Source organism: Streptomyces sp. HSW2009 (assembly GCF_040240285.1).
In the GTDB taxonomy this organism is placed as follows: domain Bacteria; phylum Actinomycetota; class Actinomycetes; order Streptomycetales; family Streptomycetaceae; genus Streptomyces.
The window spans coordinates 1-8266 of record NZ_JBEHZD010000372.1; the positions used below are offsets into that span (position 1 = coordinate 1).

The 8266-nt window shown below is 73.9% G+C and carries 6 protein-coding genes; 1 reads left to right on the plus strand and 5 read right to left on the minus strand.

All coding sequences use genetic code 11. The features are described 5' to 3' along the window. The 5 genes from AAHZ94_RS23630 to proB form a co-directional block, all read right to left on the minus strand. A partial coding sequence (locus tag AAHZ94_RS23630; protein ID WP_349995012.1) for an SCO2583 family membrane protein occupies nt 1–907 on the minus strand: 907 nt, incomplete at its 3' end. A gap of 75 nt (nt 908–982) precedes the next feature. Then, on the minus strand, nt 983–1663 hold the full coding sequence (locus tag AAHZ94_RS23635; RefSeq protein ID WP_349995014.1) for an SCO2584 family spore wall biosynthesis protein: 681 nt from the start codon (nt 1661–1663) through the stop codon (nt 983–985). Nucleotides 1664–1897: 234 nt separating this feature from the next. Beyond that, a complete protein-coding gene (locus AAHZ94_RS23640; protein WP_502964757.1) occupies nt 1898–3181 on the minus strand; it encodes a glutamate-5-semialdehyde dehydrogenase in 1284 nt (427 codons plus the stop codon). Between the two features lie 71 nt (nt 3182–3252). Beyond that, a complete protein-coding gene (locus tag AAHZ94_RS23645) occupies nt 3253–3672 on the minus strand; it encodes a DUF8830 family protein (RefSeq protein WP_502964758.1) in 420 nt (139 codons plus the stop codon). A 467-nt stretch (nt 3673–4139) separates the two neighbouring features. Beyond that, nucleotides 4140–5255, minus strand: a complete 1116-nt coding sequence (gene proB, locus AAHZ94_RS23650) for a glutamate 5-kinase (protein WP_349995022.1) — start codon at nt 5253–5255, stop codon at nt 4140–4142. 712 nt (nt 5256–5967) lie between these two features. Here proB and AAHZ94_RS23655 point away from each other — a divergent pair. Next, nucleotides 5968–8094: a CDP-glycerol glycerophosphotransferase family protein gene (locus AAHZ94_RS23655; RefSeq protein ID WP_349995020.1), complete on the plus strand. Its 2127-nt coding sequence runs from the start codon at nt 5968–5970 to the stop codon at nt 8092–8094. The last annotated feature ends 172 nt before the right edge of the window (nt 8095–8266 follow it).

The following is an 8266-nucleotide window of genomic DNA, read 5'->3' on the forward strand; positions in this document are numbered from 1 at the left end:
CGCCGGTGCCGTCGGCACCCGGGGCGCCGTCGCCGGGGCGCGCGGTGCCGGTGGGCTCGGTCCCGGTGGGCTTGGTCCCGGTGGGCCCGTCGGCTGGCTTGGGCGCGCCCTTCGCGGCCCGGCGCAGCGCGTACACGTACGTGTGGTCGGCGACGACCTCCAGGGCCGAGCCGTTCACCTCACTGACCGTCAGCCGCCCCTGGACGCGCACCGGTTCGTCGGCGAGCGAGACGCGCGCGGGGTCGAAGCGCAGCACCCAGCCGGTGGCGGCGTGCTCCCCGTCGTCGCTCGGGCGGGCCATGCTCGCGTCGAACTGGCCGAGTTGGTCGGGGTCGATGAGCAGCCGCACCAGCCGGGCATCGCCGCCGGCGAGCGTGTCCGGGTCGAGCGCGGAGTGGACCAGGAACTCCTTGGCCGTGGCGAGCGCCTCCCCCACCTGGTCCTGCGAGAAGTGCGCGGTGCGCTGGGCGGGCGGCAGGGTGATGCCGTCGGCGCCGATCCGGAACTTCTTGGCCGGGCTGTGTGCGTACAGGGAGGCGGCCGGACCGCCCGGCACCTGGCCGCGCGGGGTCAGCGGCACCAGCGTGCTGCGCAGCGGGTCCGCGGCGCGCGCCGCGGTCTGTTCGTACGGGCGCTGCACGCCCATGTAGACGGCGGTCGCGAAGGCCAGGGCGATGAGCATGATGACGATGACGACCTGGGGTGACGCGCTGTTCTTCTCCTTGCGCCGCCAGGGGCGGCGGCTGCGCACGGCCGGGGCGTGGTCACCGATGCGTTCCTGCGCGGAGAGTTCCTGGAGGCGGGCGGCGCGGACGAAGGACTCGTCGAACACGACGGAGCGGTACTCGTCGTCACCCCCCGAAACGCTCTCGGGTGTCCCGTCCGGGGGGTCTGAAGGCCCGCTCATACCACCAGAGTAGGTCGATGGCGACGAAGATAAACGCCCTGGGGGCCCGACAAGTTCGGACGAAAGCCGACGTCGTCACGGAGCGTGCGAGACGGTCCTTGCGGGCGCCAGGGAGCCACCGTCCTCGGTGTGCAGGGAACGGACCGCGTCCGGCTGGCCGCCCGGCGCGCTGTCCACCTCCGACGTGGCGGGCGAGGGGCTCGGACCCTGCCGGCTGCCGCCACCACCGGACGCGCCGCGGTAGACGGCGGTGAAGGCGAGCGCGACGACCCCGATGCCCATCAGCACGGCCAGCACCCAGGCGACCGGGCGCTGCCAGTGGGCGTGCCCGCGGTAGGGGCGGCCGGCCTGTCCGTACTTGCCGTACGGGCCGAACTCGTCGTCCGCGTCGAGTTCGTCGGCGAGGCTGCCGTAGCCGTACCTGCCGTCGTGGCGCGGGTCGTCGGGGTCGTGGCCGAACTCGCCGTCCGGCCCGTACCCCTCGTCGTAGGGGTCGTCGTCGGGGGCGCCGCGCCGCTGTCCTGCGCGGGTCGCCTCGGCCTCTGCGCGCGCCTGGGCCGCGGCGAGCATCCGCTCGGCGGCGCTTGGTTCATGGACTTCGGCGGACCGCACGAAGTCCTCGTCGAAGACCACGGAGGCGAACTCGGTCTCCTCCCCCGCCTGGGGCGAGGAAGGACCCGGGTCCGCGGCCCCGTGGTGGTGGTCGTCGGGCTCGTCGCCGTCCGGGAACGGCTTGCCCCCCACGTCGTCCAGCACGCGTCCAGGTTAGCCCTGGGCGGTCGTTTTGGGCAGGGCGGAGCGAAATTCCTGAGGGGAGTCCGGCACGGTGCTCGGCACGGTGCCTGACGCGCTGTCCGGCGTGGTGCCCGATCCGGAGTCCAGCGCGGTGTCCGGGGCACCGGTGCGGTGCCCGGCGGGCGGTGCCGGGCGGCAGGTCCCTCACCCGTGCCCCGCGCCCCGCCGCCCCCGCCGCGCCACCCGCCAACCCGGCTACCGTACGTGACCGTCGCCGGTCACCACGTACTTGGTCGAGGTCAGCTCGGGCAGCCCCATCGGCCCCCGGGCGTGCAGCTTCTGCGTGGAGATGCCGATCTCGGCGCCGAACCCGAACTGGCTACCGTCGGTGAAACGGGTGGAGGCGTTGACGGCCACCGTGGTGGAGTCGACCAGTTGGGTGAAGCGCCGGGCCGCGGCCTGGGCGGTGGTGACGATCGCCTCGGTGTGCCCGGAGGACCAGCGCCTGATGTGCGCGACGGCGGCGTCCAGCGAGGGCACCACGCCGACGGCGATGTCGTACGAGAGGTACTCGGTGGCCCAGTCCTCGTCGGTGGCCGGCAGCACGGTGGCCGGCGATCCGGCCTGCTCGGCGGCCTGCTGCACGGCCGCGTCGCCGTGTACGGTGACGCCGGCTTCGGCGAGCGCGGCCAGCGCCAGGGGCAGGAAGGCCGCGGCCACGCCCTGGTGGACCAGCAGCGTCTCGGCGGCGTTGCACACGCTGGGGCGCTGGGCCTTGGAGTTGATGAGGATGCGGACGGCCATCTCCAGGTCGGCTTCGGCGTCCACGTACACGTGGCAGTTGCCGGTGCCGGTCTCGATGACCGGCACCGTGGACTCGGTGACCACGGTCTGGATCAGGTTCGCGCCGCCGCGCGGGATGAGCACGTCCACCAGGCCGCGGGCGCGCATCAACTCGCGGGCGGCGGCGCGGCTTTCGCCGGGCACCAACTGCACCGCGTCGGCCGGCAGCCCGGCCGCGGCGACGGCGTCGCGGGCGACGGCCACCAGGGCGGTGTTGGAGCGGTGGGCGGAGGAGGAGCCGCGCAGCAGTACCGCGTTGCCCGCCTTCAGACAGAGCGCCGCCGCGTCGACGGTCACATTGGGCCTGGCCTCGTAGATGATGCCGACCACGCCGAGCGGCACCCTCACCTGGCGCAGGTCGATGCCGCCGGGCAGCGTCGAGCCGCGCACCACCTCGCCGACCGGGTCGGGCAGCGCCACGACCTGGCGGACGTCGGCGGCGCTGGCCGCCACCCGCTCCTCGGTCAGCGTGAGCCGGTCGACGATGGAGTCGGAGGTGCCGGCCGCGCGGGCCCGGTCGACGTCCTCGGCGTTGGCCGCGACGATCTCGGCGGCCCGCGCCTGGAGGGCGTCGGCGACGGCGAGCAGCGCCGCGTCCTTGGCCGCCCGCGGCAGTGGCGCGAGGAGGGTGGCGGCCTCGCGTGCGCGGCGGGCGGCCCGGATGACCGGCGACATGTCGGATTCGCTGCTGCTCATGCGCGGCATGCTAGCCGCGCCGTCGGCCCCGTCCCCGGCCATCTCGCCCTGCGGGACGGGGCCCGAGCGGGTCAGTACGGGTGCACGCCGACCGGGGAAGCCCCCGGGCCCTGGCCCCGGGTGACGCGGTGGTGGTAGGTCTGGCGGTCGATGACTTCGAGGCCGACGATCTCCCACGGCGGGAGCTTGGCGGTCGAGCGGTGCTCGCCCCACAGCCGCAGCGCGAGGGCCGCGGCGTCGTGCAGGTCGCGGGCCTCTTCCCAGTAGCGGATCTCGGCGTGGCCGACGGCGTACCGGCTGCTCAGTAAGAAGGGGTGGTCATGGGCGAGCTGTTCCAGACCGCGCCGGACCTCGGAGATCGGGGTCACCGGGCCGGAGACGCTGAGCGTGATGTGCCACATGCGGGTGGTCTCGGGCTCCCGGCCGCCGCTGCCGGCTGGTGTGGGGCGGGCCCCGGCGGTCTCGGTGGCCGCCGGCTCCCTCAGGTCCACGCTGACCAGCGTGGGTTGTCCGGGTACGGTCGCGCGGATGTGGGCGGGTCCCCCGATTCGGGGATGCGCCGCTGGTCGTCCTTGTCTCACCGACGGCCTCCTGTTACTCGCCGCTTCGCTCGTCCCCCGGGCGAAGCCGTCTGGTGCTTGCACGGGGACGCCTCCGGCATCCCCGTGCAACAAAGTTGACCAGCCCGCAGACGGTTATGGGGCGGTTTTACGAAAGGTCCTCCGGGAAAGGTGGCTCTTTTGCCGCTTTCCCTTCGGTTCGCTTCGACTCCTGGTCCGAGGGTGACGCCCCACAGGACATCAAGTGGTCCGCCGGCCCGCGGCACCGCGCGGGACGCGGGGGCGGAACCGGGCGTAGGCCGCCGTCGGGGCGCGAGCCGGGGCCTGGTCGGCGGGCCGGTAACGAAGCGCGGGCCGGACTGGGCGCAACCCGCCGACCACGCCCCGGCCGGCGGCGCTCAGTGCGTCAGGACGACCAGGTCATCGCGGTGGACCACCTCGCGCTCGTAGCCGGGGCCGAGTTCGCGGGCCAGGTCCCGGGTGGAGCGGCCGATCAGCCGCGGCACCTCCTTGGCGTCGAAGTTGACCAGGCCGCGCGCCACCGCCCGCCCCGTACCGTCCCGCAGCTCGACCGGATCGCCGGCCGTGAACTCGCCCTCCACCGCGCTGATCCCGGCCGGCAGCAGCGAACTGCGCCGCTCGACCACCGCCCGTACGGCACCGTCGTCGAGCACCAGCGCACCGCGCGGCGCAGAGGCGTGCGCCAGCCACAACAGGCGGCCCCGCGCGCGGCGGCCGGTGCGGTGGAAGAAGGTGCCGGTGGGTCGGCCGAGCAGGGCGTCGGCGGCCCGGCTCGCCGAGGTGAGGACGACCGGGACGCCGGCCGCGGCGGCGATCCGCGCGGCCTCCACCTTGGTGACCATGCCGCCGGTGCCCACGCCCGCCCGGCCGGCGCTGCCGATGGACACCCCGGCGAGGTCGGCCGGCCCGCTGACCTCGGCGATCCGGGAGGTGCCGGGGGTGGCGGGGTCACCGTCGTAGAGCCCGTCCACGTCCGAGAGCAGCACCAGCAGATCGGCCCTGACCAGGTGGGCGACGAGCGCGGCGAGCCGGTCGTTGTCGCCGAACCTGATCTCGTCCGTGGCCACCGTGTCGTTCTCGTTGACGATCGGTACGGCGCCCATGGCCAGGAGCTGGTCCAGGGTCCGGTAGGCGTTCCGGTAGTGCGCTCGGCGGCTGGTGTCGTCGCTGGTCAGCAGCACCTGGCCGACCCGGCGCCGGTAGCGTGCGAAGGACGCCGTGTAGCGGGCCACCAGCAGGCCCTGGCCCACGCTTGCGGCGGCCTGCTGCCTGGCCAGGTCGCGCGGGCGCCGGTCGAGGCCGAGCGGGGCGAGCCCGGCCGCGATGGCCCCGGATGAGACCAGCACGATCTGCCGGCTCTCGCCGTGCACCGCGGCGACCACGTCCACCAGCGCGTCCACCCGGTCGGCGTCGAGCCCGCCGGCCGCGGTGGTCAGTGACGACGAACCGACCTTGACGACGATCCGCCGAGCCGCGACGACCTCTTCCCGCAGCCCGTCAGGGCCGGCTGCGCCGTTCGAGCCGGACGCCCCGTCCGAACCCGGCGCCCCGCCCCGCGCCGCGTCTCCCGCCTCGGTCCGCGCCGACTCGTCCTGGGTTGCCACGGCCGTCCCCACCTGCCCTCGTGCCCGTCACCGGTCGCCGCCCACCGGCCGCCGCACCACGGGCGGGGCCGAGCCCGGGAGGCCCCGGGCGGGCGCTGCTGCGCAATGTACGGCAGCACGCCCCCGACCTGCCGGACCATTCACCAGCCGGACGGCGCAGCGGACCGGAACACTCCGCGGGCCGCTGGCAGTGGGCCTGGCCGCGGCGCGGCGCGCGGCGGGAGCGGTACGCGAGGTCGTACCCGGAGTGGCAAGCGGAAGCGGTACGGGGAGAGGTACGGGGAAGCCACCGAGCCCGTCCCCCGGCACGGACAGACAGAGAACCCGTACGAGGCGGAGCCCCCACCGCAGAGCCCGTACGACAGGTGTCGGCCCGCGCTCCCGCATCGAACAGTGGACAATTGGCCTGGTTCGCGGCTATTGCTCCTGCGATGGATTGTCACCGGGGCTGGCCACGGCATACCGTCGGTGGTCAAACCGTATCCAGACGCTGTCTCGAAGGTGACGGCGCGTGGAACGATCGGCCAACTCACGGCCGCTCCCTCCGCTTCCGTACCTTTTTGTCCGCTTCCGTAGCTCTCCTCTGCCAGGAGCCCACCCCGTGCCCTCTGCCGGAATCGCCCCCCGCCGACTCGTCCAGTTGGCGGCACTGCTCGCGATGATGGTGTTCTTCACCACTCAGCTCATCGGCGCCCTGCTGCCCAACGTGCCGCTCTTCATCGCCGCCTCGGCGGCGGGGCTCGCCCTCGATCTGTATCTCCAGCACAAGCAGCCAGGGCTGCTCTCGCTGCTGAGCAAGATCCGTTTCGACGCCACGCTGCGGCAGTTGCTGCGCGACATGCTGGTCATGGTCGGGCTGCTGCGCATCGACGGCATCGACCCGACCCACGAGCAGGCCCCGCTCATCGTCGGACTGCTGCTCTTCTACATCGCGCACTTCGTCTGCCAGGCCCTCGCGGTGCTGATCAAGCGGCGGCGGCTGCTGCCGTTCGTGACCCGCAACATCGACGCGAGCGCGCTGCACCTGACCGCGGCGCCGCCGCGGCTGCTGGCCCGCCAGCCCGCCCGCCGGCTGCTGCGCTTCGCCGTGCCGGCCACCGCGGGCCTGCTGGCCACCGCGGCCACCGAGGACGCCGTCTGGGGCTGGGTCGGTCTCGGCATCGCGCTCGTGCTGTCCTTCGGCGGCCTGCTCTGGCTGGGCACCTGGCTGCTGCCGCGCAAGCGGGCGGTCGGCGACGAGCAGGCGCTGGAGTGGCTGGACGGCTGGCTGGCCGACTACCAGCCGACGGTCGGCATGTACTTCTCGGGCGGCACCTCCTCCGCGTACCAGGCGAACATGTGGCTCTCCACGCTCGCCGCGCTCGACGGCAAGCCGATCATCGTGCTCCGCGAGCGGTTCATGGTGCAGAAGATCGACGCGACCGACATCCCGATCGTCTGCATCCCCAAGGTCGTCAACCTGATGCGGCTCGAACACTCGACGCTGAAGGTGCTGTTGCACCCGGCGAACTCCGGCAAGACCTCCCAGGTGCTGCGCATCCCCTCGATCAAGCACGCGTTCACCAACCACGGCGAGAGCGACAAGCTCTCCAGTTGCAACCCGTACGCGAAGGTGTACGACGAGGTGTGGGTGGCCGGGCCGGCCGCCCGCGAGCGCTACCAGCTCGCCGACATCGGCGTCGAGGACAAGGACGTGGTCGAGGTCGGCCGCCCGCAGCTCGCCCCGATCGCCCCGTACGCGGGCGCCCCCACCGGCGCGTACACGCAGGTGCTGTACGCGCCCACCTGGGAGGGCTGGGACGGCAACCCGGGCAACACCTCGGTCATCCTGGCCGGCGAGAACATCGTCCGGGCGCTGCTCGCCGACCCCGGCGTGCGCCTGCTCTACAAGCCGCACCCGATGACCGGCTCCGTCGACCCCCGCGCCGGCCAGGCCAACGAGCGCATCAAGGCGATGATCGCCCAGGCCAACGTCGGGCGCGCCGGGGCGCGGCCGGGGCCCGAGGCGGCTGCCGAGCTGGCGCGCCGGGCCGAGGAGCTCCGGCAGCTCACCACCACCTCGTTCCGGCCCGACACGGACGAGCTGGAGCGGATGCTGCTCCAGGGCGCCCCCGACGGCGACCGGGCCGCGGCCGTGGAGCGCGCCCTCGCCGCCTGGGAGGACGCCTACTGGGCCGCGCTGCCGGAGGGGGAGCACCAGGTCATCACCGGTCCGCGGCCGGCGATCTTCTCCTGCTTCAACCACGCCGACCTGCTGATCTCGGACGTCTCCAGCGTGGTCTCGGACTACCTGAGCAGCGAGAAGCCGTACGCGGTGGCCAACACCAGCGGGCTGTCCGAGCAGGAGTTCAGGGACGGGTTCCCGACCGTGCGCGCCGCGGCGATTCTCACCCCGGAGGCCGACGGCGTGCCGGCGCTCCTGGACGCCATCCGACACCCCGAGCGCGACCCGTACGCGGCCGACCGGGCCGCTCTCAAGGAACACCTGCTCGGCCCGTCCGACCCGCCGTCGCTGGTCCGCTTCAACCAGGCGGCGCAGGACCTGTGCGCGGCGGCCGACGCCCGCAGGGCCCGGATGGAGGCCCGCGCGGCGGGCGGCTTTCCCGGGCTGACCGACACCGCGGACGCGGCGGCTGCCCTGGCCGCCGACGCCGAGGACGCCCGCCCGGCCGGCACCGCGCCGACCGACCCCGCGGCGAGCGAGTCCGGGAAGACGGCCGGCGTCTGACGCACTCCGGTCCCGCGGGCGGCCTCCGGGCCGCCCCCGGCCCCGGGGGGCCCCCCCCCCGCCCGGGGGGGGGCCCCCGGCGGGGGGGCGGGGGGGGGGTCTGATTAAAAAATCAGCCCCCCCGCGCAAAAGAGATTGTTTATAATGAGGGGGGGGGGGGAAGTAAAAAAAA